Origin of the sequence: Nocardia sp. CY41 (genome assembly GCF_009829325.1) — a bacterium.
In the GTDB taxonomy this organism is placed as follows: domain Bacteria; phylum Actinomycetota; class Actinomycetes; order Mycobacteriales; family Mycobacteriaceae; genus Nocardia.
Window position 1 is genome coordinate 62,029 of the sequence record NZ_VUOS01000006.1, and the last position, 26,972, is coordinate 89,000.

The 26,972-nt window shown below is 69.2% G+C and carries 25 protein-coding genes; 13 read left to right on the top strand and 12 right to left on the bottom strand.

Annotated features, from left to right (window positions below):
• Positions 1–237: 237 nt before the first annotated feature.
• Complete coding sequence (locus GVY64_RS06975; RefSeq protein ID WP_159839761.1) at positions 238–1,479, top strand: PepSY-associated TM helix domain-containing protein; 1,242 nt, start codon at positions 238–240, stop codon at positions 1,477–1,479.
• A gap of 8 nt (positions 1,480–1,487) precedes the next feature.
• On the opposite strand, the gene GVY64_RS06980 is transcribed toward GVY64_RS06975, so the two are convergent.
• Both GVY64_RS06980 and GVY64_RS06985 read right to left on the bottom strand, forming a co-directional pair.
• Positions 1,488–2,132 (bottom strand): LysM peptidoglycan-binding domain-containing protein, encoded by a 645-nt coding sequence (locus GVY64_RS06980; RefSeq protein ID WP_159839762.1) that lies wholly within the window; start codon positions 2,130–2,132, stop codon positions 1,488–1,490.
• A gap of 221 nt (positions 2,133–2,353) precedes the next feature.
• Positions 2,354–2,590 carry a peptide deformylase gene (locus GVY64_RS06985; RefSeq protein ID WP_159840054.1) on the bottom strand — a complete coding sequence of 79 codons (237 nt, stop codon included), beginning with the start codon at positions 2,588–2,590 and terminating at the stop codon, positions 2,354–2,356.
• Between the two features lie 258 nt (positions 2,591–2,848).
• Here GVY64_RS06985 and GVY64_RS06990 point away from each other — a divergent pair, with 258 nt between their 5' ends.
• From GVY64_RS06990 to GVY64_RS07025, 8 genes are all read left to right on the top strand, one after another.
• The gene (locus tag GVY64_RS06990) at positions 2,849–3,049 is read left to right on the top strand and encodes a hypothetical protein (RefSeq protein ID WP_159839763.1); all 201 of its coding nucleotides are present in this window, start codon (positions 2,849–2,851) and stop codon (positions 3,047–3,049) included.
• A 459-nt stretch (positions 3,050–3,508) separates the two neighbouring features.
• Positions 3,509–4,750: an oxygenase MpaB family protein gene (locus GVY64_RS06995; RefSeq protein ID WP_159839764.1), complete on the top strand. Its 1,242-nt coding sequence runs from the start codon at positions 3,509–3,511 to the stop codon at positions 4,748–4,750.
• A 368-nt stretch (positions 4,751–5,118) separates the two neighbouring features.
• Positions 5,119–5,313 carry a hypothetical protein gene (locus GVY64_RS07000; RefSeq protein WP_063023499.1) on the top strand — a complete coding sequence of 65 codons (195 nt, stop codon included), beginning with the start codon at positions 5,119–5,121 and terminating at the stop codon, positions 5,311–5,313.
• A gap of 229 nt (positions 5,314–5,542) precedes the next feature.
• Positions 5,543–6,763: a sensor histidine kinase gene (locus GVY64_RS07005; RefSeq protein ID WP_159839765.1), complete on the top strand. Its 1,221-nt coding sequence runs from the start codon at positions 5,543–5,545 to the stop codon at positions 6,761–6,763.
• Positions 6,760–7,437, top strand: coding sequence for a response regulator (locus tag GVY64_RS07010; RefSeq protein ID WP_159839766.1), 678 nt, complete (start codon positions 6,760–6,762; stop codon positions 7,435–7,437). Before GVY64_RS07005 ends, GVY64_RS07010 begins: the two co-directional genes overlap by 4 nt.
• Before the next feature lie 193 nt (positions 7,438–7,630).
• Positions 7,631–8,575: an alpha/beta hydrolase gene (locus GVY64_RS07015; RefSeq protein ID WP_159839767.1), complete on the top strand. Its 945-nt coding sequence runs from the start codon at positions 7,631–7,633 to the stop codon at positions 8,573–8,575.
• 16 nt (positions 8,576–8,591) lie between these two features.
• Positions 8,592–10,511 (top strand): ABC transporter ATP-binding protein, encoded by a 1,920-nt coding sequence (locus tag GVY64_RS07020; protein WP_159839768.1) that lies wholly within the window; start codon positions 8,592–8,594, stop codon positions 10,509–10,511.
• Entirely contained in the window at positions 10,508–12,223 is a 1,716-nt protein-coding gene (locus GVY64_RS07025) for an ABC transporter ATP-binding protein (protein WP_159839769.1), read from the top strand. The genes GVY64_RS07020 and GVY64_RS07025 overlap by 4 nt, the downstream gene beginning before the upstream one ends.
• Positions 12,224–12,293: 70 nt before the next feature.
• Here the strand turns inward: GVY64_RS07025 and GVY64_RS07030 are convergent, their stop codons facing one another.
• On the bottom strand, positions 12,294–13,046 hold the full coding sequence (locus GVY64_RS07030; RefSeq protein WP_159839770.1) for a hypothetical protein: 753 nt from the start codon (positions 13,044–13,046) through the stop codon (positions 12,294–12,296).
• A 27-nt stretch (positions 13,047–13,073) separates the two neighbouring features.
• Here GVY64_RS07030 and GVY64_RS07035 point away from each other — a divergent pair, with 27 nt between their 5' ends.
• The gene (locus tag GVY64_RS07035) at positions 13,074–16,286 is read left to right on the top strand and encodes a BTAD domain-containing putative transcriptional regulator (RefSeq protein ID WP_159839771.1); all 3,213 of its coding nucleotides are present in this window, start codon (positions 13,074–13,076) and stop codon (positions 16,284–16,286) included.
• A 13-nt stretch (positions 16,287–16,299) separates the two neighbouring features.
• On the opposite strand, the gene GVY64_RS07040 is transcribed toward GVY64_RS07035, so the two are convergent.
• Positions 16,300–17,040, bottom strand: a complete 741-nt coding sequence (locus GVY64_RS07040; protein ID WP_159839772.1) for an SDR family oxidoreductase — start codon at positions 17,038–17,040, stop codon at positions 16,300–16,302.
• 377 nt (positions 17,041–17,417) lie between these two features.
• Here GVY64_RS07040 and GVY64_RS07045 point away from each other — a divergent pair, with 377 nt between their 5' ends.
• Complete coding sequence (locus tag GVY64_RS07045) at positions 17,418–18,056, top strand: fatty acid desaturase (RefSeq protein ID WP_159839773.1); 639 nt, start codon at positions 17,418–17,420, stop codon at positions 18,054–18,056.
• A 39-nt stretch (positions 18,057–18,095) separates the two neighbouring features.
• Here GVY64_RS07045 and GVY64_RS07050 read toward each other — a convergent pair whose 3' ends face one another.
• A complete protein-coding gene (locus GVY64_RS07050; protein ID WP_159839774.1) occupies positions 18,096–18,308 on the bottom strand; it encodes a hypothetical protein in 213 nt (70 codons plus the stop codon).
• 224 nt (positions 18,309–18,532) lie between these two features.
• Between GVY64_RS07050 and GVY64_RS07055 the strand changes: the two genes are divergently transcribed.
• Entirely contained in the window at positions 18,533–19,243 is a 711-nt protein-coding gene (locus GVY64_RS07055) for a hypothetical protein (RefSeq protein ID WP_442939536.1), read from the top strand.
• A gap of 200 nt (positions 19,244–19,443) precedes the next feature.
• Here GVY64_RS07055 and GVY64_RS07060 read toward each other — a convergent pair whose 3' ends face one another.
• Complete coding sequence (locus GVY64_RS07060; protein ID WP_236566671.1) at positions 19,444–19,935, bottom strand: hypothetical protein; 492 nt, start codon at positions 19,933–19,935, stop codon at positions 19,444–19,446.
• A 283-nt stretch (positions 19,936–20,218) separates the two neighbouring features.
• Here GVY64_RS07060 and GVY64_RS07065 point away from each other — a divergent pair, with 283 nt between their 5' ends.
• Positions 20,219–20,407 (top strand): hypothetical protein, encoded by a 189-nt coding sequence (locus GVY64_RS07065; RefSeq protein WP_159839776.1) that lies wholly within the window; start codon positions 20,219–20,221, stop codon positions 20,405–20,407.
• Between the two features lie 133 nt (positions 20,408–20,540).
• Here the strand turns inward: GVY64_RS07065 and GVY64_RS07070 are convergent, their stop codons facing one another.
• The 6 genes from GVY64_RS07070 to GVY64_RS07095 form a co-directional block, all read right to left on the bottom strand.
• On the bottom strand, positions 20,541–21,212 hold the full coding sequence (locus GVY64_RS07070) for a serine protease (protein ID WP_159839777.1): 672 nt from the start codon (positions 21,210–21,212) through the stop codon (positions 20,541–20,543).
• Positions 21,213–21,486: 274 nt separating this feature from the next.
• Positions 21,487–22,161 carry a PAS and ANTAR domain-containing protein gene (locus GVY64_RS07075; RefSeq protein ID WP_236566672.1) on the bottom strand — a complete coding sequence of 225 codons (675 nt, stop codon included), beginning with the start codon at positions 22,159–22,161 and terminating at the stop codon, positions 21,487–21,489.
• 139 nt (positions 22,162–22,300) lie between these two features.
• On the bottom strand, positions 22,301–22,453 hold the full coding sequence (locus tag GVY64_RS07080; RefSeq protein WP_159839779.1) for a hypothetical protein: 153 nt from the start codon (positions 22,451–22,453) through the stop codon (positions 22,301–22,303).
• A 42-nt stretch (positions 22,454–22,495) separates the two neighbouring features.
• Complete coding sequence (locus GVY64_RS07085; RefSeq protein WP_159839780.1) at positions 22,496–22,687, bottom strand: DUF3072 domain-containing protein; 192 nt, start codon at positions 22,685–22,687, stop codon at positions 22,496–22,498.
• A 90-nt stretch (positions 22,688–22,777) separates the two neighbouring features.
• A complete protein-coding gene (locus GVY64_RS07090) occupies positions 22,778–24,091 on the bottom strand; it encodes a uracil-xanthine permease family protein (RefSeq protein WP_236566673.1) in 1,314 nt (437 codons plus the stop codon).
• Positions 24,092–24,166: 75 nt separating this feature from the next.
• On the bottom strand, positions 24,167–26,971 hold the full coding sequence (locus GVY64_RS07095) for an aminotransferase class I/II-fold pyridoxal phosphate-dependent enzyme (protein WP_159839781.1): 2,805 nt from the start codon (positions 26,969–26,971) through the stop codon (positions 24,167–24,169).
• Position 26,972 lies beyond the last annotated feature (1 nt).

Sequence of the window (26,972 nt, forward strand, 5' to 3'; positions counted from 1 at the left end):
CGACGACCAGCGGGCGAGCAACCGACGCACCGCGGCGTCGGCGCCGCTGGTGCGCAACCGCACCGCGGCGGCACGCGTTTGCCGCTGTGCCTGATCATCCAGGGCGACAGAGGCTTTCGGTGGCCTGCGCGTGGCGGACGCCGACGAGGTGCGGCGTCGATCTCGTGCCCGCCGGGTGACCGGGTGATGCGTCCTGCCTGCGTTGGGAAGGCTCGCTTTTGAAGTTAGCCTAACCTTATGAACGCGACCGTGGTGGTGTCCGAGCCGGGCAAGCGGATCGTCCGGGGGCGCAGGCGAGCCCGAAGACCGGTGCGCCGCAAGCTGATCGTGATCCACCGCTGGTCGGCGTTGCTGCTCGGGCTGGTCCTGGTGATCCAGTGCACCTCGGGCGCGATCCTGCTCTACCACGCCGAACTGTTCCGGGCTCAGCACGCCTCGTTCTATCGGCACACCGACGGACCGCCGGTGCTCGACGGTGAGCAAGCCGTCGCGCTGGTTCGCGCCGCCGATCCCGACTTCGACGTCGGCTGGGTCGGCATGGACGGCGGCGTCCTCGTGGTCGGGAACATCGGCTACACCGCCGCCTACTCCGTCGACCCCGGCACCGGGCGGATCAACGAGCGGGTGGATCTGACCGACGGACTCTTGGGCTGGCTGGCCAATCTGCACAACTGCGCCTTCGGCTGTGCGCGGTACTCCGGCGCGATCCCGGTCCTGGAGAACAAGGCGCCGGTCATCCACATCAAGTGGGGGGCAGTCATCGTGGGCTCGATCGGCCTCCTGCTGGTCTCGCTCGCGGTATCCGGTGCGGTCATCTGGTGGCCGTCGCTCAAACGGCTGCGCCAGGGGTTCCGCGTCCGGCTCCGAAAGGGCCGCTTCGCCCGGGACCGCGACCTGCACAACGTGATCGGCATCATCGCCGTGCCGTTCCTGCTGGTATGGGGCATCACCGGCATCACCATCGAATGGCCTGCCGTGCAGCGCGCCTGGCTCGTCGCGACCGGCGGCAACACCGTTCTCGAACGCACCGAGAAGTCCTTCGTGCCGAGGCCGGGTGGTGCGGACCGTGCCGCTGTCTCCCTCGGCGAGGCGGGCGCGATCGCGCATCGAGCCGCCCCGGGCCGGCTCGCTTACCTCGTGCTGCCCACGGACACCACCCCGTACTACCGTGCCACGGTCGCCGGCGCCTATTCCCCGCGCGAGCACCGCCTGTTCTACAGCGGCGACGTGCTGGTCTACGTGAACGCCTACGACGGCTCCGACATCAAGGTGGTCGACGCGAGCCACGACCGGCCGCTGGCGAACACCTTCTACGCGAAGGTCTTCGAGCCCGCCCACTTCGGCTGGCTGGTGAACGGCTGGTGGCGGCTGATCTGGCTCGCTCTCGGACTGACTCCGCTCGCCCTCGCCGTCACCGGTCTGTCGACTTGGTCGGTGCGGCGCCGGGCCCGGCGCCGCGACAACCGCGCGGTGACGTAATCGCGGAACTACGACGGGAAGTAGATCACCTGGCCCGCGAAGACCGTGTCGGGGTTGTCGATGTGGTTCGCCGCTGCGGCGACCCCGACGCGGGTGTCCGCATCGGTGGTGCCGTATACCCGGCGGCACATCGATCGCAACGTATCGCCCGCGACGCTTTGGCGGCGATTCAGGCCGGGCACGACAAGGATGTGCCCCGGTGCCGGTTCGGCGCCCGAAAGGTGGTTCGCCAGTTCGATCACCAGAGCGAGATGCTCGTCGCCGTACCAGCGTTCCGCCAGAGTCGCGAGGGTCTCGCCTTCGACGACCGTATGGTGGCCGACATCGCCCAGTTCCGGAATGTGCAACCAGGCGCCGGGCTGTATCTCCCGTTGTGCCACACCGTTGACGACTTCCCAGATCAACTGCACGCCGGTGTCCTCGGTGCCGTAGTAGCGCTGGGTGATCTGCCTGCGTGTCGCGGTGGAGTCGGTGGTGGTGACGAGATGCCGCCGCGTGATGTAGGGGATCCAGAGTTGCTGTCCGACATCGATCGAATCCGGGTCGGCGAGGTGGTTCTGGCGCGCGATCGCCGGGAACAGGCTGCTGTCTCCGTACTCGCGATGCGCGATCCCGGAGAGGGTGTCGCCGGGTCGAACTTCGTACTTCTTCAACTCTTCCACCTTCTCTGCTCGGGCGGCGAATGGTGCCGCGACTGCATTCCTGCGGAATCTCTCGTCACCGTTTGTCGCGTCGGGCCGACCTCGGACATCCGCGGGACGCTTCCGCACCACCGAATGCTCGCCGGAATCGGTTGCGCAATCGTGAGTAGCCGACTACTCGTTTTCCTGGACGCCGCTATGACCTGGGATCACGGGGTATCCGTGCCGGGAAGTCAACTGTTGCCGGGGTGAGTCCAGTGCCGGTCTTTGATCATGCGACGGGCGGCTCGCTTGTTTCTGCCGAGGAGGCGTTCCAGATACAGACGACCGGCGAGGTGGTCGGTCTCGTGCTGAAGACAGCGGGCGAGGTAGCCGGTGGCTTCGACGGTGACGGAGCGCCCGGTCCGGTCGACGCCGGTGACCCCGGCCCAGTGCGCCCGCCCGGTGGGATACCACTCGACCGGGTCGATTCAGCCGCTGCGCACCGAGCAAGACGGCGCGCTGCCCGATCGACAAACTCGACGCCTCGCGTTCGTGACCCACGAGGTGTGCTCACCGCGGGCGTTTCGGCAGCCGACGACGGGTACTCACGTGTGCCGTTGCGGGGCAGTTCTTTTCGATCGTGTGAAGATGCGCCGGGGCTGATTGGGTCGCCGGGCGCCGGGTAGCACCAAGACGTGGCGCACAGAGCCACAGTCGGTTTCATCCGCTACCGAAAGGAGCAAGTGATGGCAGACCAGAACAACCCCGGGCAGTTCGGCAACCGCTCCGACACCGAGGAGCAGGCGCGCCGCGGCGGCCAGGCCAGCACCGGCAGCTTCGGCGACCGCAACTCCGCCGATCCGAGCGCGGCCGGGCGTAAGGGCGCCGAAGCCCAGCCCACCGAGGCCAAGGCGCGTGGCGGCCAGCACAGCCACGCCGGTCGCTGACGTCGACCGGACAACACGGGCCGGGCGGTACAACCGCCCGGCCCGTTTCATGTCCGGAGTCGCTGCTGCCAGGGGCCGTTCCCTGCGCACGCGGATCCGGGGCGATCGCCGCGGCGTATTCGCTACGAGCGCTATGTGACTACTCGTTATTGATATTGCCGAGCGTTGGGTCGGGTGGTGCCGCTGCCGTCACCGCTGACTGCGGGGCAGTGGACGATTGTGGAATGCGTGTCCGACTGCTGTGAATATGCTGATCATACTCGGTGATCGCATCGCCTACGCGGACACTCCACCGCAGCGTGAGTGGATGAGAACAAGTTCTGAAAAGTAGAGACAACGCGGCATTCGCCTTGCTAAGTTAATGAATGTTCTTATCGCTTGCGACGGCGAGGAGCGGGCGTCGCACCATACGTCGCATCATCACGGTGACGCCCGCGCTCAATGAGGAGTGGCGCAGACATGGATCGACTCAGCAGGCGTAATGCCTTGAAGGCCGGGGGCGTACTGGGCGCGTTCGGCGCTCTGGCCATGGTGACTCCGGCGCGCGCGGAGCCGTGGACGTGGTCACCGCAGGGTTCGGTGGCGGGCACGGGAGAAGGAGCCGACCCGCTCACCGTGTGGGATCCCGAGGTGGACCAGTTGGTCGCCTCGCTGGTGGACCGGGGGGAGGTGCCGAGGGTCAACGAGTTGTTGCGCACCTGGACCAGGAACGGCCAGCCGCTGCCTGCCGGGCTGCCGACGGAACTGCGCGACTTCATGGAATACGCCCGTCAGCTGCCGCCCTGGGCGGATCGGGCCAAGCTGGCCACCGCGGTCGAGTTCAACAAGAAGCGCGGCCTGTATCTCGGCGTGCTGTACGGACTGGCCAGCGGCATGATGAGCACGGTCATTCCCAAGGAGGCGCGCGCGGTCTACTACTCCAAGGGCGGTCACGATCTGAAGGACCGCATCTCCAAGACCGCCAAACTCGGCTACGACATCGGGACCGCGAATGCCTATGGTCCCGACGGCGAGATGGTCGTCACCTGCTTGAAGACCCGGTTGGTGCACGCCGCGGTGCGCCACCTGCTGCCGCAGTCCCCGCACTGGGTGCACTCGGCCGAGGAGGACATCCCGATCAGTCAGAACGACATGATGGTCACCTGGCACAGCCTGCCCACGACCGTCATGAAGCATCTGACCGCGTGGAACGTGCCGATCCCCGCCGCCGAGTCCGAGGGGTTCCTGCACTCGTGGCAGGTGTGCGCGCACATGCTCGGCATCCGGGACGAGTACATCCCGAACTCGTGGGCCGAGGCCAACTCTCAAGCCGCTCAGGTGCTCGACCCGATCCTGGCGGCGACCCCCGAGGGCGCCGAGCTCGCCGACCGCCTGCTGCGCCTCGGCGCGAATCTCGATCTGGCCATCCTGACCAAACCGGTGCTCGGTGCGTTCACCCGCTTCCTGCTCGGCGACAAGATCGCCGACGGGCTGGCCATCGCCAGGGAGCCGGTCTGGGACCCGCTACTGCGGGTGAGCTGGGGGCCGTTCATCGCCGTGCGCGAAGGGCTGCTTCCGGTGGTGCCGTTGGCGCCGGATGCCTACTGGTTGTTCGACGAGTTCCTCCGGCAAGCGGCTCTGGTCTACCTGGCCGAACTGGAGATGCCGATCAGCATCGAGATCCCGACGATGAACCGGGACATGAACCGCCCGCCTCGCTGATCCGGTGCGGCTGCCTCACGGGGTTCCGGCGCGTCTGCGCGACCGGTTCCCGGGCGGCAGGCCCGCAGCCGCAGGTCGGAAAATCTGCGCGACGAAGCGCTCGAGCGCACGGCCGATAGCTATTAAATTACTAGCTATTCTTTTCCTGAGATAACCGAGAAGAGTGACACCTCGCCGTAAGGGCCGATGCCGCGGTCGGTCTGATCGAGCGTGGGCCACATGTCTCGACCGAAGTGATGAGGAGTTCGTCGACCAATGAGCCATCGGACGCTCGGTCCGCCGCATGGCTCGACCGCGATGCGATCGATGTCCGTAGGCGGAGCGGGATACGCCGCATCGATACCGCCGCGCCGAACAGTGCGGCGGACATGACGAATCCGCAGCATATCCGGCATATCCATATCGAATCCGGCGCCTTGATCCTGGACTACCGCGCTTGTGCGGAACAGGCGAGGAGCGTGGCCGCCGGTCTGGCGCGCAGTCATCCGGAGTTGATCGTCACCATCGATGACGACGTCCACGTCGAGCTGCCGGAATTGCCCTGCGGCGATCTCTGGCGGTGAGTACCGCCGTCGAACCCATTCCGGCCCGACGGCGCAGGCCACACCGCGCAGCCGGGTGAGGTGGTCGGCCGGAGCAGGAGCAACCCGGAGACCCGGTCGTCCAGGCGACGGGGTCGGCCGGCCTACGCACGTACGCGTAGGCGAGCCGGGGTCGGCTGCGTCGATCGTCGTAGCCGGTCGCGCGCCCGCGCGGGAGCGGGAGCACGCGCGGATGCCGTACGCTCACGGCATGGTTGTGCAGGCGGCGTCGCGACGGCTGTCCGCCTGGTTCTCGCGTCGGCCCACTTGGTTCCCGGATGTCCTGCTGGCGCTGTTCGTCACCGTGATCCAGGTGCAGAGCGCCGCGATCCCGGTGCCGCTCGAGCCGGCCTACACACCGGTGTCGGGTTTCGGATATGTCCTGCTGATCGTCAGCGGCCTGGCTGTGGCCGCGCGCCGCAGACAGCCGGTGGCGGTGTTCGTGGTCACGGCGTTGGCCAGCCTGGCGTATTTCGGTCTCGGCTTCCCCGACCGCGCTTCCTATCTCGCGCTCTTCGTCGCCCTGTACACCCTCGCCGCCTACGGCGACGGGCGGCGGTCGCTGCTGATCGCCGGTGGGGGCATCACGGTGCTCGCCCTCGGCTGGCTGATCGCCGCGGCGGACATCAAGCCGCTGGTGGCCATCGGCTGGGTGTTCTTCCGGATCGGCGCGTCGGTGATCAGCACGATCCTCGGTGAGTCCGTCCGGTCGCGTCGGGTCATCGCCGCCGACGCGCAAGAACGGGCGGAACTGGCCGAACGGTCTCGCGACGAAGAAGCCAGGGCGCGCGTCGACGCGGAACGGCTGCGCATCGCCCGCGAAGTCCACGACACCGTCGCCCACGCGATCGCCATCATCAACGTGCAATCCGGCGTCACCGCGCACGTGCTCGACAAGCGACCGGAACAAGCCCGCGAAGCGTTGCGCACCATCGAGCAAACCAGTTCGCGGGCACTGCGGGAGATGCGCGCGATCCTCGGGGTCCTGCGCGATGGCGACGAACGCGAGCCGTACCCCGGCCTCGGCCAGATCGACGAACTCGTCGGCAAGGCCCGCGACGCCGGGCTCGACATCGCTGTCGAGCAGACCTCCCCGGTGACGCCGCTGCCGAGCGCGGTGGGCAGCGCCGCGTATCGCATCGTGCAGGAATCCATCACGAATGTCATCCGGCACGTCGGCCCGACGAGAGTGACGGTGGCACTGGAACCCGGTATCGACACTTTGCGGATCCGGGTGGCCGACGAGGGCCGCCGCGACCGCGCGCAGGTCCCGGCGCGTCCCGACGGCTCACCCACAACCGGCCGCGGCATCGTCGGAATGCGCGAACGCTGCCGGCTGCTCGGTGGTGAACTCGACGCGGCCGCGCGTCCCGGCGGCGGATTCGAGGTCACCGCCCGCCTGCCCCTGACCCCGATCGGATCGCGCTCGTGAACTCCACGCCACCGATCAAGGTCCTGCTCGCCGACGACGAACGCCTGGTCCGTTCCGGCTTCAGAGTCCTGCTCGACCTGGAAGACGACATCACGGTGGTCGGTGAAGCCACCACCGGCGCGGAAGCTGTCGAACTCGCGCGCGCCACTCGCCCCGACGTCGTCCTCATGGACATCCGCATGCCGCGGCTGGACGGGATACGCGCCACCGCGCAGATCGCGGCGGCCGCCGGGATGGAGCAGGTCAGAGTGCTCATCCTCACCACCTACGACACCGACGAGAACGTCTTCGACGCCTTGCAGGCGGGCGCGAGCGGATTCCTGCTGAAAGACGCGGGACCCGCCGAACTCTTGCACGCCATCCGGGTGGTCGCCGCCGGTGATGCGCTGCTCGCGCCACGCGTCACCCGCCGCCTCATCGGCCAGTTCACCGCGCAGCGCAGGGCCGCCAAGTCCGCACAGGAGCGGCTGGCGGTGCTGACCGATCGCGAGCGCGAAGTGCTGGCGTTGGTGGGGCAGGGCATGAGCAACGACGAGATCGGCGCCGCGCTGTTTCTCAGCCCGGCCACCGCACGCACCCATGTCAGCCGCGCGATGGTGAAACTGGGTGCGCGCGACCGAGCGCAGCTGGTCGTGATCGCCTACCAAACGGGGCTGAGCGATCCCACGCAGTAGCCGGTGCCGTGTAGGTCCCGGCTCCGGGTCAGCGTCGCGAACAGCAAGAAATCGCTGCTTATTTCGCTGACGCGTGCGCGATAGGCTACGACGACCGACGCAGCCTGGTGCGACCGTCGTACGCGGATTCACGTACACGGCGACTCCTGTCGCCGGAAGCCGAGCATGCCCGGCGGGCGCGACGATCGACGGCATGATCCTGGATCCCGAACTCGAAGCAGCAGTTCCGTTCTTCCCCCCGGCCGACCTGTCCGACCCCGGGACGGCGCGGGAGAGACTCGCCGCGCTGGCCGCCGCGATCCCGGCACCGGCCATCGCGCACCTGGAGATCGAAAACCGCACGGTGCCCGGCGCTGTCGAGGTGCCGGTCCGAATCTATCGGCCCCGCGAGGCGCGGGGCGCGATCATCTGGCTGCACGGCGGCGGATTCGTCATGGGTGATCTGGACACCGAACATCCGTGGGCCACGCTGATCGCCGACAATTCCGGCGCGACGGTGATCTCGGTGGGCTACCGCTTGGCCCCCGAACATCCGTTTCCCGCCGCCCACGACGACGTCTACGCGGTGCTGGCCTGGACCGCCGAGCATGCGGCCGAGCTGGGCATCGACCCGGCGCGGATCGCGATCGGCGGCCACAGCGCCGGTGCGGGCCTAGCGGCCGCGGTCGCCTTGCGCGCGCGTGACGAGCAAGGGCCGTCGATCCGCTTCCAGCTGCTCAATCAGCCCGTCCTCGACGACCGGCAGCAGGCCTGGTCGGCGCGCACCTTCACCGACACGCCCTTCGTGACTCGGGCGAAGGTCACCCAGATGTGGCAGCACTACCTGGGCGCCACGCCCGCGACGCCGTACGCCGCGCCCGCACGGGCCGCCGATCTGTCCGGTCTGCCGCCCGCCTACATCGCCACCGCCGAGTTCTGCCCGAACCGCGACGAAGACATCGACTACGCGCTGCGCTTGCTGCAAGCGGGCGTGCCGGTCGAACTGCATCAGTGGCCGGGCACCTTCCACGGGTCACAGGCGATCATGTCCGCCGGGGTATCCCAGCGCCAGAGCGCCGAACTCGCCGCCGCCCTGCGCCGCGCCCTGAGCGCGGACGCGTCGACGGGCTCGAAAACCGCTGCCCAGCAGAGCGCTTGACGAAGGCGGGAGAACGATGACCACCATCGACCTCGCCGAGGCGAGTAATCAGACCACCACACCCGCGCCGGACGTCGATTCCCCGGCGGAGCCGAGCGCGGCGAAGTTGCTGCGCCCCTTCGCGGGCGGTTTCGCCGCCGTCGTCGTCCTGCAGATCATCGGCGCGGTCGCCGGCCTGGCGCCATTGCTCGCGGTTGTCGAACTGGGACGAACTCTTCTGTCGCCCAACCCTGTCGACCACGATCATGTCCGGATGATCGTGCTCGCGGGCGCGGGCGGGATGTTCGTCCGGCTGCTGTGCACGGCCGCGTCGTCCGGCATCGGGCATCGGCTCGACGGCCGGGTGCAACTGGCGTTCCGCAGGCACCTGGCCGCGCGCCTGGGACGGGTGCCGATCGGCTGGTTCTCGCGGCGCGGCAGCGGCGAGCTGGCGAAGATCGTGGGCAAGGACGTCGATGCCGTGCATCCGCTCATCGCGCACACCCCGGGGGAACTCGTCGCCGCATTCGTGGTGCCGCTGGTATCGCTGATCTATCTGTTCACCGTCGACTGGCGGCTCACCTTGATCACGCTGATACCGGTCGTGCTGGCGGTGGCGCTGGTGCCCCTCATGATGACCCCCACCCGGTTGCGCGAGCAGAAGCACTTCGACGCGGGAATGGGCCGGATCGCGAGCGCGACCGTCGAGTTCGTCCAGGGCATCTCGGTGGTCAAGGCGTTCGGCTCCGGCGAGCGCGCCCACCGCAGGTTCCGCACGGCCACCGACGATTTCGCGGACTCCTTCCTGCGCATGGTGCACGGTCTGGCCGGGATCGGCGCGGCGATGCAGGTGGTGCTGTCGCCGCCGTTCGTGCTGCTGGTCGTGCTGCTCGGCGGAGCGGTGCTGATCCCGAGCGGTTCGCTCGCCCCGGCGGATCTGCTGCCGTTCCTGCTGCTCGGGCTCGGCCTGACCGCTCCGGTCGCGGCGCTCGGCCACGGCTTCGACGATCTGCAGGCCGCGCAGCGCGCGGTCGGCCGGATCCGGGACGTGCTCGCGGTGCCGTCGCTGCCGGAACCCGCGCGCCCGACAGCGCCGCGCGGGCACCGGGTGGAACTGCGGGACGTCCGATTCGGCTACGAAGCCGAGCACGAGGTGCTGCGCGGTATCGACCTGGTACTCGAGCCGGGGACGGTCACCGCGATCGTCGGGCCGTCGGGCAGCGGGAAATCCACACTGGTTCAGCTGTTGCCCCGGTTCTACGACCCCACCCACGGTTCGGTCCGGCTGGGCGGCGTCGATCTGCGCGCACTCGGCAGCCGGGAGCTCTACCGGACGGTTTCCTTCGTCTTCCAGGACGTACGACTGCTGCGTGCCTCGGTCGCGGACAATATCGCGCTGGCGGTACCGCAGGCCGACCGCGACGCCGTGGTCCGGGCGGCGCGGCTGGCGAACATCCATGATCGGATTCTCGAGCTGCCGCGCGGATACGAGACGGTCATCGGCGCCGATGCCGGATTGTCCGGTGGTGAGGCGCAGCGGATCGCGCTCGCACGCGCGCTGCTGGCCGACGCGCCCGTCCTCGTGCTCGACGAGGCGACCGCCTTCGCCGATCCGCAGACCGAGCAGGCGGTGCGCCGAGCCCTGACGACACTGAAGGGCGATCGGACGATCCTGGTCATCGCGCATCGTCTCGAGACGATCGCCGACGCCGACGCCGTCGTGCTGCTGGAGAACGGATCGATCGTCGAACGCGGCAGCCCCGTCGAATTGCTGGCGCGGGACGGCAAGTTCGCCGACTTCTGGCGGTCGCAGCGATCCGCGCGAACCGATGACATCGAAACCCTCGGCGGCGTGCTGCGGCGCGAGCTCGGAGCGTGGGGCGGCCGCCGGAACGCGACCACCCGGCGGCCCGCCGACGTCGCCGACCGGACATCGCGAGGAGGCGAGTCCCGATGATCCGAATCCTGCTGCGCGTGCTGGGACACGAGTACGCCAGGCCCGTACGTCGCACCGTGGCCCTGATGGCGGCCACCTCGATCGCCGAAGGGCTGTCCTACGCGCTTCTGGTCCCGGTCCTGCGGGCGCTGTTCGGGAACACGCCCACCGACGCGTGGCCCTGGCTGATCGCCTTCGCAGCGGCGATCGCGGGTTACGCGGCGCTGCGCTATCGCAGCGATCTGTCCGGATTCCTGGTGGGGACCACGCTCTTGCGCGGGGTCTATCGCCGCTTCGGCGATCACCTGGCCCGATTGCCGCTCGGCTGGTTCACCGCGCGCCGCGTCGGAGAGGTGTCGGTGCTGGCGAGCGAGGGCGTGCTGCAGGCGATGAGCGTGATCGCGCATCTGCTGGCGCCGATGATCAACGCCGCGGTGACTCCGCTGACGATCGTCGCCGTGATGCTCGCCTACGACTGGCGCATGGGGCTTGCCGCGCTGGCCGCCGTGCCGATCGTGGCGGCGATCCAGATCTGGACGGGACGTTCGATGGCCGCCGCCGACGCCGAACGCACCGAACGCGCCGAGGAGGCCACGGGCCGCGTCATCGAATATCTGCAGGCGCAGCCTGTGTTGCGGGCGGGCGGCCGGACCGCCGAACGATTCCGCCTGCTCGACGACTCGTTGGCGGGACTCGAACGCGCCTCCCGCCGCGCCGTGCTGTCGGCGCTGCCCGGCATCGTGGGCTTGGCGCTCACGGTTCAGGCGATGTTCACCGCGCTGCTGGCCCTTGGCGCCTACCTGGCGCTCGGCGGCGACGTCGGTGCGGCGGAGATCCTGACCCTTCTTGTGCTCGCCGCCCGCTGCGCGGACCCGCTGCTGTCGCTGTCGGAAATCGCGGGCAAACTCCGCAGCGCTCGCTCCGTGCTGGCCGGCCTGGACACCTTGTTGCGCACCGAGCCGCTGCCGGAACCCAGCCGGCCCATCCGGCCGGTCGGACACGACCTGGTCTTCGAGTCCGTCGTCTTCCGGCACGGCGGCCGCACGGTGATCGACGACGTGTCGCTGTCCGTGCCCGAGGGACGGCGGGTCGCCATCGTCGGCCCCTCCGGCGCGGGCAAGAGCACACTGCTGCAGTTGGTCGCACGGTTCTACGACGTGGACGGCGGCACCGTGCGCGTCGGCGGAGCGGGCGTGCGCGCGATCAGCACCGACGTGCTGATGGAGCGGATCGCCATCGTCTTCCAGGACGTCTACCTCTTCGACGGCACCATCGAGGAGAACGTGCGTCTCGGCCGTCCCGGCGCCACCGAAGCCGACGTGCGGGCCGCGGCGACCGCGGCCCGGTTGGACGAGGTGATCGAGCGGCTGCCCGGCGGCTGGGCGACGAAGGTCGGCGAGGGCGGCGCGCTGCTGTCCGGTGGTGAGCGCCAGCGGGTCTCGATCGCGCGAGCGTTGCTGAAGAACGCGCCCATCGTGCTGCTGGACGAGGTCACCTCCGCGCTGGACCCGGTGAACGAGGCGGCCGTGCACGACGGCATCGAGCGGCTGATGGCCGGACGCACGGTGGTGATGGTCGCGCACCGACTGCGGACCGTCCGCCGGGCCGATCACATCGTCTTCCTGGACAACGGCCGGATCGTCGAACAAGGCAGCCACGACGAGCTGCTGCGCGACGGTGGCCGCTACGCCGACTTCTGGGCGATGTCCACGGCGACGGTGGCGAGCGAGTGAGCCGATGTCGGCACCGCGGCTGCCCCCGAGCCGCGGTGCCGACATCTCGGCTCGACCCGGAGCGGCCCGGTCACGCGGTCCGCTCGTGGTCGGGTGCGGACGGGCCGCGCGTGTGCTTCGCCCAGCGTCGCAGCCCGGCCGGGCTGCGCAGCATCAGCACGCCGATGGCGGCGACGGCGATGCCGCGCGGTGCTTCGTAGATGAATCCGGACAACCCCTGGGTGGCGGGAATCGGCAGGAAGAATCCGACCATGCCGAGCAGCGTGAGCACCGCGATCCAGCGGGGAACCGTGTTGTGGCGCAGCATGCTCGCGCCCAGCAGGCCCATGCCGGCGAGCATGACCAGACCGCCGATCGAGTTGAACAGCGCGAACGCGGTCGTATCGATCATGTTGTCGTTGTCCGCGATAAGGTGCGCGGTCGCCGGGTCCTGCGCGAACGGGTAGGCGACGAACAATTCGACGGTGAGATGCCCGGTCGCGGTGACGATATTGCCGAGCAGGTAACAGACCGTGCCGAGGAACCCGGCCGTGCCGAGTCGCGGCCGCAGCCACGCGTACATCCCGGGCAGTCCGAGCACGAGCAGGACGGTGCCGACGCCGAGCAGCGTCTGGGCGATCGGTGTCCCCGGGCTGGTCAGCGCCTCGACCGAATGGCCCTTGCGTGCCACGATCGGATGCAGTGTGCCGCCCGCGATGCACAGGACGCCGCCGATGGTCAGCGCGGCGCCGCACATCCGCAGTACAGTCTCGCGGGAGGGACCGCCGACGGTCCGCTCGTCGCCGGTGGCCGGGGTTGGCAGGAGTGCTTTTGTGTGTGTCATGAGCCAAGAGTCGACGAGGGCGCTGGTGTGACGCTGGTGCGCGGCCGGTCCGGCGACGACCCGCCCGCCATCGCGGTGCTCGGGCCGCTGGAGGTGCGCGGCCCGGACGGCGCCCGCATCACCATCCCGGCGCGCAAACACGCCGATCTCCTGGTCATCCTGGCGGCCGAGCGCACCGCTCGCAGCGCGGACTATCTGTGCGAATTGCTCTGGCGGGGACGCCCGCCCGAGAGTGCCCTGGTCACGCTGCAGGGCTATGTGTCGCGATTGCGCAGGGCGCTGCGGCCGCTGCCCGAAGTGCGAATCGAGACGGGCCCCAACGGCTACGTGCTGCGGTGCGGCGGCTCGGGCACCGACCTCGACCTGCTCGACGTGCTGTCCAGGGACGCCCGCGCGGCGCACGCCGACGGCGACGTGGCACGCGCCGTCGATCTGCTCGAACGCGCTCTGCGGCTGTGGCGCGACGAGGCGCTGCCGGACGTCGGTGACATCGCCGAACTCGCTCCCGAGCGGGCGCGTCTGGACGAGCTGCGGTCGGAACTGATCGGACTGTGCGCGGAGGGCTTGATCGTGCTGGGCCGGGCCGGGCACGCGGTCACACTGCTAACCGACGAACGCCGGCGGCATCCGCATCGGGAAGGCACGGCGCGATTGCTGGCGCTGGCGCTGCGCGACAGCGGACGGGTCTCCGAGGCGCTGGACGTGCTCACCCGGCTGCGACGTGCGCTGCGCGAGGAGTTCGGCCTGGATCCCGCGCCCGATACCGCCCGGGTCGAGAACGAGATCCGCAATCCGCCGCAGCCGCCGTCGCCGTCGCCCCGACGGTCGGCGCTCGTCGGGCGCGACGACGTCGCCGCCGTACTCGACCGCGCCCGCGAACGGTCGCAGCGAGGGCTGGTCGTCGTGACCGTGCGCGGCGCGCCCGGCATCGGCAAGACGGCCGTCGTCGAGGACAGCGTGCGACGCCACGGCGACGCGGCCTTCTTCACCGCGGGCAGCAGCGGCGTGGATTCCTCCGCCTCGGCGACGTTGACGCCGTGGCTGGATCAGGCGGCGCTGGCCGGGCGCACCGTCCCCGCGATCCCGACGCCGCGCGCGCTCGCCGCGCTGTTCGCGGAGGTGGTGCGGGAGACCGGCCGGATGGTCGCCGTGATCGATGACGTGCAGTGGGCCGACCCCGACTCGGTGCGGATGATCGCGGCGGCCTTGCGCGTGCTGCGCGCCCATCCCGTCCTGCTGCTGCTCACCATGCGGCCCGAGCCGCTCCCGCCCGAGGTGGACGCCGCGGTGCGGCTGCTTCAGGACGCGGGTTCGGCTGTCACGGTGCATCTTTCGCCGCTGTCCGACGCGGACGTGGCGGAGCTGGTGCGTGTGGACGCGGGCTTGTCGGCTCCCGAGGTGCGCGCGCAGATCGTCGCGTTGAGCGGCGGCAGCCCCTTCGTCGCCGCGCAACTGTGCGATCTCGTGCGGGCCGGACGTCCGCTGGACGTCGGGGGCGCGGCCACCGAGATCACGGCGGCGAAACTGGGCGCCGTTCCACCGTCGGCGCGTGCGCTCGCCGAGCTGCTGGCCGTCATCGGCCCGCACGCTCCGGTGGGATTGGTCGCCGCCGCCGACGGCGCACCGCGGTTCGACGACCGGATCGGCGAACTCGTCGCCGCGCGGGTCGTCTCCGTCGAGGACGGTGTCGTCGCCTTCGGGCACGAACTCGTGCGTGCCGCCGTGCTGGCCACCATCGGCGCGGTACGAACGGCGTCGCTGCACAAACGGATCGCGGATGCCCTGGCCGACCTGCGGCCCGGCGCGCTGGTGGCGCAGGCCGTGCATCGCAGCGCGGCCGCGCTCGATGCGCTGGATCCCGCCGCCGCCGACGCCTGCGCCGCCGCGGCGCGGGACGCGCTGCGGCGCGACGCGGCCACCGAATGCGCCGAACTCGCCGCGCGCGGGTTGCGGCACACGGATCCCGGTGACGCGGAGGCGGCGATCGAATTCGATTGGCTGGCCGGACAAGCGCACAACCGCCTCGGCCGCTACGACGCTGCCGCCGCCTGTTTCGACCGCGCGGGGCGGCGCTGCGGTGAACGCGGTGACTGGGCCGGGCTGGCGCGGACCGCGCTGCTGGCCGCGCCGCGCGGCGTAGCCGGATACTTCTCCGGATACGGTGTGGTGCAGACGGGTTCGTCGGGATTGCGGGCGCAGGCGCTGGCGCACCGCCTCGATCTCGACGCCGATCTGGTGGCCGAGGTGGAGGCGATCGAGGCCGCCGATCGCGCGATCCACGGCCTCGCGGGCGATCTCGACGCCTTGGCCGAAGCGCGGGCGCGGAGCGCACCGGGCAGCCGGTCGTGGCCGCAGGTGCTGCTGGCCGAGTTCGTGTGCACCTGGGATCCGGCGACCGTCGCCGACCGGCGCAAGATCGCCGAGGAACTCGAGGAACTCGCCGGGCACGATCGCGCTGCCCGGGCGACGGCGGTCCATCTGCGCCGGGTCTGCGCGTTGGAGGCGGGCGACCTGCGGCTGGTGCGCCGGTTGTCGGCTGAATTCGCCCGGCTCGCCGCCGACGGCGGCACCGACCTCGCGGCCACTCAGCTGTGGTGGCAGGTGATGCTCGCGGTGCTGCGCGGCGACTACCAGCGGTCCCGGTCGCTGATGACGCGCTTCGCCGCCGATCTGGGAGCGGTCGACGATCAGGCCCGGTTGCTCGCCGAGGCCTCGGTGCTGACCAGCAGTTCGATCGAGCTGTGGCACCGCGGACGGCTCGGCGAGGCACTGGCCGAGGCCGACCGCATGGCCGAGGACTTCGACGAGGATTTCGCGCTCGTGGTCGCGATGGCCGCGGCCGAGCTGGGGGACCACGACCGGGCGATGTCGTCGATCGAGTCGATCGTCGCGCTGCCGGGCAGATGGCACGGCCCGCGCGTCGTCGTGCGGGTGCCGCTGCTGCTCGAGGCGCTGCTCGCGGTGGGCCGGCGGGCGCCGCGGCAGCGCGACCGGGTGGTCGAGCTCACCGCCGGACTCGAACCGCTGACCCAGGGCTGGGGCGAGACGCTGCTGGTGCAATGGCCGGGTCTGGTGTGTCTCGGGCCGTCCGGCCTCTACCGCGGCACCGCACGCGGAATCCTCGGTCTCCCCGGCGCGCGGGACGAGGTGGTGGCCGCGCGCGACCGTGCGCGTGCGCTCGGCGCACGGCCATACGAGGCACGGGCCGAGTACCGCTTGAGCCGATGGCCGTTCGCCTGATCGGTCGGCGGATTCAAAGGGTGTTCCGGAGCCACTCCCGGTAGTGCGTGGGCGCCAGGCGCGCGTCCGGGCCCGCGGTGAGCACATCGCCGGGGACGGCGGCGAACATGCCCGCGGTGTCGTCGGTGACGACGATGCGGTCGTCGTGCCGTGCGGCGAGGGTGAGCCTGCCGAGTTCGTCGAGGGTGAACACGTCCGGGCCCGCGACGTCGCGGACCCCGCCCAGCGGGTCTCCGGTGGCGACCTCGACGACGGCGTCGACCACATCCGCGGCGGCGATCGGCTGGATCGGGGTGGCGGGCAGGCGGACGGTCTCGCCGTCGGAGGTCCACGACAGCACCGAGTCCATGAACTCGAAGAACTGTGTGACGCGCACGATGGAGTACGGCGTCGGCCCCTTCCGCAGCAGGTCTTCCTGCAAGGTCTTGGCCCGGTAGTAGTCGAGCTGGGGCACCCGGTCCACGCCCACGATGGACAGCACGACCTGGTGCCCGACACCGGCGTTCTGCCCAGCGGCGAGCAGGTTGCGCATGGAGGTGCGGAAGAACTCCAGCGACGCCTCGTCGAAGGTCGGCGAGTTCGCCAGGTCGATCACGACCTGCGCACCCTCCAGCGCCTGGTCCAGCCCCTGACCGCTGATCAGGTCGACACCGGTGGACATAGCAGCGGGGACGGCCTCGTGCCCGGCCGCGGTCAGCTTCCGGACCACCTGCGACCCGATCCGCCCGGTACCGCCGATGACTGTGAGCTTCATGGTTTCTCGCCTTTCGCGGTCGGCCACCGGGCACCCCGGCGGTTCATGGCAGGCGATTGCTGTGGCTTCTGCGGCCGAGCCAGCATCCCACTGGCGAATCGGCGGTGGGGCGAGTTCGCGATCCCGCACGACAGAACCGTTACCGGTTCGTTCCGGTCCTGGTACCGCGTCTGCTCGGGCGGCGGGTTCGCCGGTCGGTCGCCGGTGCCGACGGCCCGGACCGGTGGTCGTCGAAACCCACCCGGCGCCGTCCCCGTCCAGCGACTCGTACACCGCACCGGTGTGGACGAGGGCGATCCGGGCACCGTTTCGTTGCGTGGACGTAAGGGGCGCGACAATCCCCGTAGGGGTGATCGTGGGGCAGGTCGCCGTTCGCGTTGCTCAAAGCCGGTCATCTCCTGCATCACCGCTACAGCCGGATCAGGGAGCGCGCCCAGGTCTACGATCCGGCGAAGTCCAGCTGGGCGAAGGCCGCGCCCGGGTACTACCTGCGGCTGTTCGGCGGGCTGTATCTGGTCGAGGTCGCGGCGGTGGTGCTGGCGGCGCTGCCCGCCGCGGCGGTGCGCAGGCTCGCCCGCGCGGCGGACGGGCCGGACACGGTGGCTGGGCCGTTGCTGGGACGCCTCGCGCAACCCGAGGTGTCGCGGCAGTTCCGCGTCGACGCGGCCGCGATCGCGCTGCTGTACGGTGCGGCGTTCCTCGCCTACGGCGGCGACTGGTGGATGCTGCTCACGGCGCTCGCCGGGCGCGACGCCATCGTCTCGCTGTCGGACAACGCCTACCACTACGGCACCGCTCTCGATGCGCCACTCGAGGCGCTGAACCTGAAACTGCCCGCACCGCTGGAGCTGCTGGCATTGAGCTTCAATCTGCACGGGATGCACCATCGGCTGCCGGGCCTGCGCTGGTACGAGCTTCGGCCCGCCTTCGATGCCGAGGGCGGGCGGTACGACGCCGGTTGGTTCCGCGCGGTGGCCCGCCAGGTTCGCGGCCCGCTCCGGCTCACCGATCGCTGAACAGGCGGCGCCGGTGACCCGCGCCGATCACTCCTCGGTTCAGAACGCGGCGCTGCGGAACGCGTCGTCTTCCGGGTCGTCGTCGTTGTCCGAGATCGTGGAGGCGGAATGCTCGTGGTCGGGCTCGGGTTCGGTGGCCGGGAGCGCGAGGCGGATGTCGTCGAGCCGTTCCGCCCCGCAGCGGGGCAGCAGGCCGACCACGGTGTCGGCCAAGGCGTGCGGATTCGCACTCGAAAGCGTCGAATCCGCCACTGTGCGCGAGCGTCTCACTGCTGCGGGGGGAGGGAGAAGGCGAGTGGCTTCCGGATTCTCGGTAGAAGGCCATTGCCGGGCAGCGGTTTCCATCGAAGCGGTGTGCTCGATGGTGCGGGCGTCACCGGTATGGAGTTCGGGAGGCGGGCAGCAGCCGGTGCGGGGCGGCCCTACACTCGACGCACACGCATGCTTCGGACGGAGGTGATCGGCGGTTGAATCCCATGGATCCGCGCGACCAGCACACCGCACGTTATGAACCCGGTTATCAGCCGGGGAATTACCGTGATCCCGGATACAACCGCGATCGCGGGTATGGACAAGATCCCGGATACGGACAAGATGCCGGATACGGCCGAGAGCCCGGCTATGGCCAAGACGTCCGGTACGGCCAAGACTCCGGATACGGCCACGGCTCGGGGTTGGACCAGGATCACGGCTACAGCGCCTACGAGTCCGACCGTCCGGCCCGTCGGTCGCGGCCACACCAGGGTCCGGACGTCAACATCGGCATGTTCGTCGGCGGTGTGATCGCGGCGGCCGTGGTGACCGCGCTGGCGGCCTGGTTGTGCGCCTGGATCATCGAGATCATCGCCACCCGGGTCACCGAGAGCGGTGAGTTCGGGGTGTGGAGCCCGATGTCCCAGGACGCGTACTGGTTCGCCGTGGTGGCCTTCATCTGCGCCCTGCTGGCCGGCGTGCTCTGGTATCTGCTCCGCTTGGGCACTCCGTCACCGGAACTGTTCTTCGGCTGGATCGTCGGAATCCTCACCGCGGCGGCGGTGATCATTCCCCTGGCTCTGTCCAGCCACCTCTGGGTGGGTATCTCCACCGGTATCGAACATCTGGTGATCGGTCTGCCCATCTTCAGTCTCGTACGCATGGTGGGTGCCAAGAGCACCGTGCCCCCCGATAGCGCACGGTCGGCCGGGTAGCAGCCGCGGGCCGTGGCGGCCCCATGGCGCGGCCGAGGCGGCGAGCAGCGGTCGGATGGGCGGAGTGGATGTGCGGCGGCCGGAATAGGGGCGCTTATATCGTCGGGTCGCGTCGTCGACGATTTCGAGTAATGCGAGGCCGGGCGGATCGGTGACCCGCCCGGCCGTGTGAATTACCTCGATTCGGTTCTTCCGATGGATCAGAACGGCGTGAAGAAGAAGCCGAACCACGCACCGACTGCGGCGCCGACCGCGCAACCGATGACGGCGCCGACGATGAAGAACCAGATTCCGATGGCGATGCCGATCGCGCAGCCGATCGCCGCACCGATCACCGCGCCGCCGAACAGGGCGTCGTGCATCAAGCCCTGAATCTCCGGTGTGACCGCCGCGGGCGACGGCACGCCGGCCGCCGGTGTCAACGTCAACGTCCTACCCGACTGGTCGAGCGCGGGTGTGACGCTGAAGTTCTGCCCGGTCTCCATACGCAGTGTCGTCGGTATCGTGCCGACGATCGCGCCGTTGTCGGCGATCACTTCGACCGCATCCGGCGTCACCTCGAACTTCCCCGAGGCCAGATCGACGGTAGCGGTGCGGTGATCCGCCGCCAGCGTCGTCGTGTAGGAGATAGGACCATCCACCCCGTTCATCGTGAGGTCTGTCAGGGTGCCCTCACCATGCGCTGTGGCCATTGCTATTCCTGTCGACGCTACGGCCAACAGGGCGGTCGCCACCAATTTCTTGATAATCATTCGGGCGTCCAATCATGGGACCTGTGTGGATTCCCCCGGGCGGGCATCATCGACCGTCAGCTATGATCTTTCTCCCTCAACCATTCGGTTGTCGATAGGTATCCGCTATGAGGCATTTCCGTACTCGAAGTCGGAAATTGTCTCGGCCGCCCGTTGAAATACAAGAGGACACGGATCGGCGCGTTGCGGCGGCTTCATCGAGGTGCGCTGGTACAACCCGTTCATGACTCGGCAGACACCGACAATTAGGCACGCGCGCCTGGCGTTGGAGCAGGTTGCCGCCGAACTCGACCAGACGGCTTTTCGCGGCGGCTATCTCACCTCCGAGCGCATGCGATTTCTCGCGACCAAGGTCCGCGACGCGTTCCAGGTGTACGACGACGCCGTCGAATCGGCCGCACCGGCGGACTGACCGGCAGCGTGGCCGCGGTACTCACCGCCGGCAGTGCCGACCTCGCTCGACGTGTCGCGACCACGGATGGATCCGGCCGAGCTCCGATCGCCTATCCGGCCTGGTGTTGGTTCGCGATCATCCTGTCGGCGGCTCAGATCGGCCGGAACCCCGCGCCGACGCCGTCGCGGGAGTCGATGTCGGCGAGGATGGCGTTGATGTCGGTGCCCACCTCGGGGCCGAGGCACCCCATGCCCAGATAAGCGTTGACCATGCCGACCAGCGTCGAACCGAGGACCACCGGCGCGCCGGAATCGCCTTTGAGCACACACATCTGGGTCCAGGTATCGCTGCTGTCACCCATCAGGTCGCCCCAGGCGACACCGCAGGTCCGGCCGGTGGTCCGGCCTTTCTTGCACACGACGTCGGGAAATTGCGCGGGGCCGCCGAGACCGTCGATGAAGAATCCTCCGACCTCCCGGGTGGGAGCGACCCGTGCGGCATCGAATTCGATGATTCCGTAGTCCAATTCGTGATCGGCGTAGACGAATCGCCCCAGCACCCCGTAGCTCGGATAGGTCACCGACGTGACGTGCGCCCCGGGTTCGCCGCAGTGGCCCGCCGTCAATCCCACCAACCTGTTCGCCGCGTCGTAACCGATGGTGGTGAGCGTGCATTCGGCTCGGTCGTCGATCGCGATGCCCGAGCCGCCGCCCATCGGCGGCGGCGGTAACTGCGGAACACCGGCCGCCGTGCCCGCGCCGGCCGAGATCGGTCCGCACGCGAGTGCTGCCGCGGCTACGACCTTCATCAGCGAACGAGTCATTGTTCCTCCCACCGGACCGGACGTGCTTTCCCGACCTGGACCGCAGCGCTCCTGCCCTCGAATCCGGAGCATGCGCGAGCTTTCCAGCGTTGCCCCTGCGGGCTACCCACGCCGACGAGACGGAAACGGAACGCCGCTTCCAGTGGGTCCGCCGCGACAGCGCGCCGCTGGGCCGGCAGCGCAGCGCTCACCGAGCCGCTCGCAACGCGAAGCCGGTGCGCCGGGCATTCCGAGCGGGCGAGCGTGCCGCCGCCGCGACGGAGCCGGGCGATGGTCAGTCGGGGTATTCGTGGATGGTCAGCAGGAGATGGTCCAGCCTGGTCCGTTGCTCGACGGGACCGCCACCGGCCGCCGCGGCGACGGTGACCAATTTGGCCGCCAGCACCCGCAGTTTGGTGTTCGTCTCCTGGGACCGCCACCGCAACACTTGGAAGGCTTGCTCGGCGGTCAGGCCGTAGGCGAGCATCAGCATCCCTTTGGCTTGCTCGATCGCCGCGCGGGCCTCGACCACTTCCGGGAGCGCCTCGTCGAGGGCTTCACGCCGTTGCTGGTCGACGGTGGCGGTCAGATCGATGAAGTAGCCCGAGGTGCCCACGACCGCGCCGGTGCCGTCGAAGATGTGGTCGGCGACCACGAGCACGTGCCGGACATTGCCCGCGGTGTCGATGATGCGGTGGCGGCTGCAGAACGCGCCGTGGTCACGGACCGCGGTGGCGAGGGCGTCGGCGACGGCGGCGCGGTCGGCGGGGTGTTTGTGCGACAGCACCAGGTCGGTGGTCGGCTGTACCTGGCCGGGGAGGTAGCCGTACAGCGCCGCCACCTCGTCGGACCATTCCCAGCGCTGGTCGTCGAACCAGAACCGGAAGCTGCCGACCCGGTCGGGACGTTCGTCCTCCGGTCCGGTGCGGTCCGCGGCGTCCTGCCCATCGGCGTGGCTCACCTGTCTCATCATGCTCCTGCGCAGCGGCGCCGGAGGTCACAATCGAGGGCGGTCGGCACGAGGGCTTCGAACAGGCGGGCTCCCGGGCGAGCCGGCTTTCGCTACCGGCGGAGCGGCGGTGAACCCTCCCCGGTCCGCGGCGCCTGATCTACGTGTCCGGGTCTTTCTCCCGGCCGTCTCCGGGGCCTGGGCCCGCCAAGTCGCCGGAAGCCTCGGACCCGCCCTCGAGGACGTCCTTTTCTCGATCGTCCGGGTTTTCGTGCGTGCCTTCGTCGTTCGCGGCGTCGTACGGATGGTTCATCAGTGATTCTCCTCAGAGGCGTAGACGCTCCGACCGAGCCGGTCAGGCGCCGCGGCCGGTGTGCTGCTGAAGTTCGTCGATCAGTTGCGAGGCTTCCGCCTTCGTCAACTCCGCCGGCACCTCCGCGCCCGCCTCTTGGGCCAGGGTGTGCAGATAGGACTCCTGCGGGCCGGTCATCGGCTCCTCGCCGGTGGTCCACTGATCCGGATCCTTCTCCGGCTTCGGCTGCACCATAGCCACTCCTCACGTCGGCAGAACAGGTGTTCGACTCCTGCCTACCCGGATCGGCGATCCTCAATCACCGAGGCGGTGATACGACGAGGGTCACCGATCCGTCGATTTCTCCGGCTTGCGCGCCTCGTCGGCGGGGTGGGTTACGACCGTTCCGCGCCAACCACCGATCAGCCGCATCGCGTGATAGATCGCCAGTGCGGCGAGGGCGCCGAGGGCGATGCCGCCGAAGTCGAGGTCGCCGATCACCCAGGTGAAATCGGCGATACCGATGACCAGTGGGATGGCGGCGGTGAACTGGTTGATCGGCTTACCGAAGTCCACCCGGTTGCTCACCCAGATGTGCACGCCGAGGATGCCGACCAAGCCGTAGAGCGCGGTCGTCACACCACCGAGCACCCCGGCCGGGATGGCGGCGATCACCGCTCCCACCTTCGGTGACAGGCTGAGCACGATCGCCGCGGCACCGGCTACCCAGTAGGCAGCGGTCGAGTAGACCTTCGTCGCGGCCATCACGCCGATGTTCTCCGCGTAGGTGGTGGTCGCCGAGCCGCCGCCACTGCCGGCCAGCACCGTCGCCACGCCGTCGGCCACCAGCGCGCGGCCCAGGCGCCGGTCGTAGTCGATGCCGGTCATCGTGGTGATCGACTTGACGTGGCCGATGTTCTCCACCACGAGCACCAGCACCACCGGCAGGAACATCGGCAGCACCGAGAGGTGGAAGCTCGGTGCGTGGAAGTCGGGCAGCCCCACCCAGGAAGCGTCCCCGATCGCCGCGGTGTCGACCTCACCGCGCGCGAGCGCGAGCAGATAGCCGAGCACGACACTGGCGACGATCGCCAACCGGCCGAGCAATCCGCGGAAGAGCACGAGGCACAGGATCAGCAGGATGAGCACGACCGTCGCCGTGATCGCGTCCTTCTCGAAATTCGTCTTGGCGGTCGGAGCCAGGTTCAGCCCGATGAGGGCGACGATGGTGCCGGTGACCACCGGCGGCATCAGCGCCTCGATCCAGTGGGTGCCTGCGAAGTGCACCACCACGCCGATGACGATCAGCAGGACGCCAACCACGACGATTCCGCCGAGCGCCGCCCCCATTCCGTGCGAGGCGGTCGCCGCGAGGACCGGAGCGATGATCGCGAAGCTGGAACCCAGATAGCTCGGCAGCCGGTTGCGGGTGATCACCAGGAACAGCAGGGTTCCGACCCCGGAGAAGAGCAACGTCGCCGACGGCGGGAACCCGGTGAGGACCGGCACGAGGAAGGTGGCGCCGAACATCGCCACCACATGCTGCAACCCGATCCCGATCGTGCGCGGCCAGGTCAATCGCTCGCCGGGGGCGATCACACCGCCGGTGCCGACCTCGGTCCAGCGGAACATCGATCCGGTTCGCGATTCGGGCGTCATGGGAGCAGTGTGCGGCATCGTCGCTCGTCGCGCCGGGTTCGCCCGCCCGGGCTGCGGGAAACTTGCCGGACCGCCTTACGAGATCCCGACTCGACGATGGTTCACGGGCGCCGCAGCTGCCTCGGACAGACCGCCGGACACCGCGGTACCCGCATGACGGGCCGCGGTCAGCCGCGCGAGCGCGGCTTCGGTGAAGACCGACAGCCCGAGGTCGGGGTTGTATCCGTGAATCTCCTTGACGTCGAGCTCGGCCAGGAAATACAGGATCTCCGTCGAGATCACCTGCCCGGGCACCAGCACGGGGAAGCCGGGCGGGTAGGGGACGACGAAGGTGGCGGACACCAGCGGCATCCCCTTGGCGAGCCGCCGCCCGGCGTCGCCGAGCAGGACATGCTCGCGGTCGGACTCCTCGTACCCGGCGTAGAACGCCGATCGCATATCCCCGAACGAGCTGGCCCCGTCGGGACGAAACGCGCTGTCGAACTCGCTGAAATCGGGGAGTGCAGGCAGTTCCTTGGTGATCTCGTCGATCCGGCGCTGTTGCAGGGCGCGATCGGCCTTACCGGCCGCGCTCCGGCTGGTCTCGAAGTCGGCAGCCACCCGGCGTAACACGTCGAGCAGGTAGTGCACGCTCGACCAGGTGACGCCGATGGTGAAGATCAACAGCACGCTGTTGATCGAAGTCTTGTTGATCTGGATGCCGAAGCGATCCATCAGGATCTTCTCGCGGAAGTCGAACCCGTTCATGCCGGTCGCGCCGACGAACAGGGTGACCCTGGTGGGGTCGAGCACGAACTGATCGGACCGCCACGCCTCGTTCCACTCGGCCAGGCCACCCTGCCTGACCTGCCGGTACGAGCGGACTTCGGAGGGCCGGAATTCGTCGGGCACCAGGTCGTCCTCGTCGAGGATGCGGAACCACTTGCCGATCAACCGGTCTTTGCGGACGCGGTGACGGAAGACCAACGCCATGTCGTAGGCGTGCCGGACCAGCTGGAAGCCCTCGATGTCGACCTGCCTGCGGGCCAGATCCAACGACGCCAGGAGTTGCTGATTCGGCGACGTCGAGGTGTGGGTCAGAAACGCCTCGGCGAATGCCTCACGGGCGAGCGCTTTGAAATCCTGGTCGCGGACATGGATCATCGACGCCTGCCGCAGCGCGGACAGCGACTTGTGGGTGGAATGCGTCGCGTACACGCGGACGCGCGCACGTTCCGGGTCGGGAAGCAGGCGGCGATCACTCCACTCGGCACGGTCGACGCCGTGCATCGACGCACGCCACCGGCGGTATTCCTCCGCGTATCCCGGCGAGGACAACGTCGATGCGAGTTGCTCGGCGGCGACCATCGCGGTTCGCTGTCGCGCCCACGGCACCGCCGTCGCGAACGCGTACCACGCCTCGTCCCACAGGAAGCAGATGTCCGGCTTGATCGCCAGCACCTCTTCCATCACGCGCCTGGGGTTGTAGACGATGCCGTCGAACGTGCAGTTGGTCAGCAGAAGCATGCGCACCCGATCCAGTTGGCCGGCCGCCTCGAGATCCAGCAGCGCCTTCTTGATGGTGTGCAGCGACACGGCTCCGTAGATCGCGAACTGTTCGAGCGGGTAGGCGTCGAGGTACAGCGGGTACGCCCCGGCGAGCACCAAGCCGTAGTGGTGCGACTTATGGCAATTGCGGTCGATCAGGACGATGTCGCCCGGGCGGGTCAGGGCCTGCACGACGATCTTGTTCGCGGTGGACGTCCCGTTGGTCACGAAGTACGTCCGGTCGGCACACCACGTCTCGGCGGCTTTGTCCATCGCCACCCTGATCGTGCCGTGCGGGTCGAGCAGGGAGTCCAGCCCGCCGGAGGTGGACGACGTCTCGGCCATGAAGATGTTGCGGCCGTAGAACTCGCCCATGTCCTGCAGCGACTTGGAGTTGAAGATGCTCGCGCCCCGCGCGACGGGCAGCGCGTGGAACTGGCCGACCGGCGCGGCCGCATAGGCCCGCAGGGCATCGAAAAACGGTGTGGCGTAACGGCACCGGATCCCGGCGAGCACCGTGCTGTGCAGGTCGGTGACGTCGTTGAGCCGATAGAACGTGCGATCGTAGATGTCCGGCTCGGCTTCGGTCTCCGCGGCGATCGATTCGTCGGTGAGCAGATACAGGTCGATATGGGGCCGCAGCTTCCGGATCCACTCGCCACATTCGACCCAGTCGGGGGCGCGGTCGGTCACGACCACGCCGTCGTTGGCGCCGAGCAATGTGGTCATCAACGGCAGCCGGTCGCGGGAACGGAGCGGTAGGTCGTGCCGGATGATCGCCGCCTGGATCTCGCCGTTCAGCGCGACGGCGGTGATGGCGTCCTCGATGCTCGCCACGACGAGCAGTTCGAACTGCACATCGTCCGACGATTCGCGAAGCGCCCGCAGGCTCTCCGCCAGGCCCTCCGGCGCTTCGGGCGGGGAATCGTCGCCGAGCAGGACCGTGTAGAACTGCTGCTGCTTGGCCCGGGCCACGAGTTCCTGCTCGGCCAGCGGCGCGGCTGTGTCGAACAACGCCGCGCGGTCGCCGTACTCCGAGAGCAAGCGCACGGCCAGCGACACTTCCTCGGCGAGCCGTACCGTCGCCAGATCGGCGAGGTATCCGCGAAACGCCGTCAGCCGCGCCGCGCCCGGGTACAGCCAGTACCGCTCGTAAGCGCCGAGACGATCGAGGAGGCGCCGCACCCGGGCGGCTTCGTGGGTGGTGTCCAGCCCGGCGCTGTTGACATCGGCGAGTCTGCGGCACGCGTCGTCGAGCAGATTCCACGTGTCGATCCGCGAGTACGACGGGTTGGCCACCGCCGCCAGCGCGGAAACGGAAAGCCCTTTCGGGCGTTCGCCATCTCGATGCATG

What these genes read in the sequence shown, in the direction of transcription:
- GVY64_RS06975 (WP_159839761.1), top strand. Translation starts at nt 238, where the DNA reads ATGAACGCGACCGTGGTGGTGTCCGAGCCGGGCAAGCGGATCGTCCGG.
- GVY64_RS06990 (WP_159839763.1), top strand. Translation starts at nt 2,849, where the DNA reads ATGGCAGACCAGAACAACCCCGGGCAGTTCGGCAACCGCTCCGACACC.
- GVY64_RS06995 (WP_159839764.1), top strand. Translation starts at nt 3,509, where the DNA reads ATGGATCGACTCAGCAGGCGTAATGCCTTGAAGGCCGGGGGCGTACTG.
- GVY64_RS07000 (WP_063023499.1), top strand. Translation starts at nt 5,119, where the DNA reads ATGACGAATCCGCAGCATATCCGGCATATCCATATCGAATCCGGCGCC.
- GVY64_RS07005 (WP_159839765.1), top strand. Translation starts at nt 5,543, where the DNA reads ATGGTTGTGCAGGCGGCGTCGCGACGGCTGTCCGCCTGGTTCTCGCGT.
- GVY64_RS07015 (WP_159839767.1), top strand. Translation starts at nt 7,631, where the DNA reads ATGATCCTGGATCCCGAACTCGAAGCAGCAGTTCCGTTCTTCCCCCCG.
- GVY64_RS07020 (WP_159839768.1), top strand. Translation starts at nt 8,592, where the DNA reads ATGACCACCATCGACCTCGCCGAGGCGAGTAATCAGACCACCACACCC.
- GVY64_RS07025 (WP_159839769.1), top strand. Translation starts at nt 10,508, where the DNA reads ATGATCCGAATCCTGCTGCGCGTGCTGGGACACGAGTACGCCAGGCCC.
- GVY64_RS07030 (WP_159839770.1), bottom strand. Translation starts at nt 13,046, where the DNA reads ATGACACACACAAAAGCACTCCTGCCAACCCCGGCCACCGGCGACGAG.
- GVY64_RS07040 (WP_159839772.1), bottom strand. Translation starts at nt 17,040, where the DNA reads ATGAAGCTCACAGTCATCGGCGGTACCGGGCGGATCGGGTCGCAGGTG.
- GVY64_RS07055 (WP_442939536.1), top strand. Translation starts at nt 18,533, where the DNA reads ATGGATCCGCGCGACCAGCACACCGCACGTTATGAACCCGGTTATCAG.
- GVY64_RS07060 (WP_236566671.1), bottom strand. Translation starts at nt 19,935, where the DNA reads ATGGCCACAGCGCATGGTGAGGGCACCCTGACAGACCTCACGATGAAC.
- GVY64_RS07065 (WP_159839776.1), top strand. Translation starts at nt 20,219, where the DNA reads ATGACTCGGCAGACACCGACAATTAGGCACGCGCGCCTGGCGTTGGAG.
- GVY64_RS07070 (WP_159839777.1), bottom strand. Translation starts at nt 21,212, where the DNA reads ATGACTCGTTCGCTGATGAAGGTCGTAGCCGCGGCAGCACTCGCGTGC.
- GVY64_RS07075 (WP_236566672.1), bottom strand. Translation starts at nt 22,161, where the DNA reads ATGAGACAGGTGAGCCACGCCGATGGGCAGGACGCCGCGGACCGCACC.
- GVY64_RS07080 (WP_159839779.1), bottom strand. Translation starts at nt 22,453, where the DNA reads ATGAACCATCCGTACGACGCCGCGAACGACGAAGGCACGCACGAAAAC.
- GVY64_RS07085 (WP_159839780.1), bottom strand. Translation starts at nt 22,687, where the DNA reads ATGGTGCAGCCGAAGCCGGAGAAGGATCCGGATCAGTGGACCACCGGC.
- GVY64_RS07090 (WP_236566673.1), bottom strand. Translation starts at nt 24,091, where the DNA reads ATGACGCCCGAATCGCGAACCGGATCGATGTTCCGCTGGACCGAGGTC.
- GVY64_RS07095 (WP_159839781.1), bottom strand. Translation starts at nt 26,971, where the DNA reads ATGCATCGAGATGGCGAACGCCCGAAAGGGCTTTCCGTTTCCGCGCTG.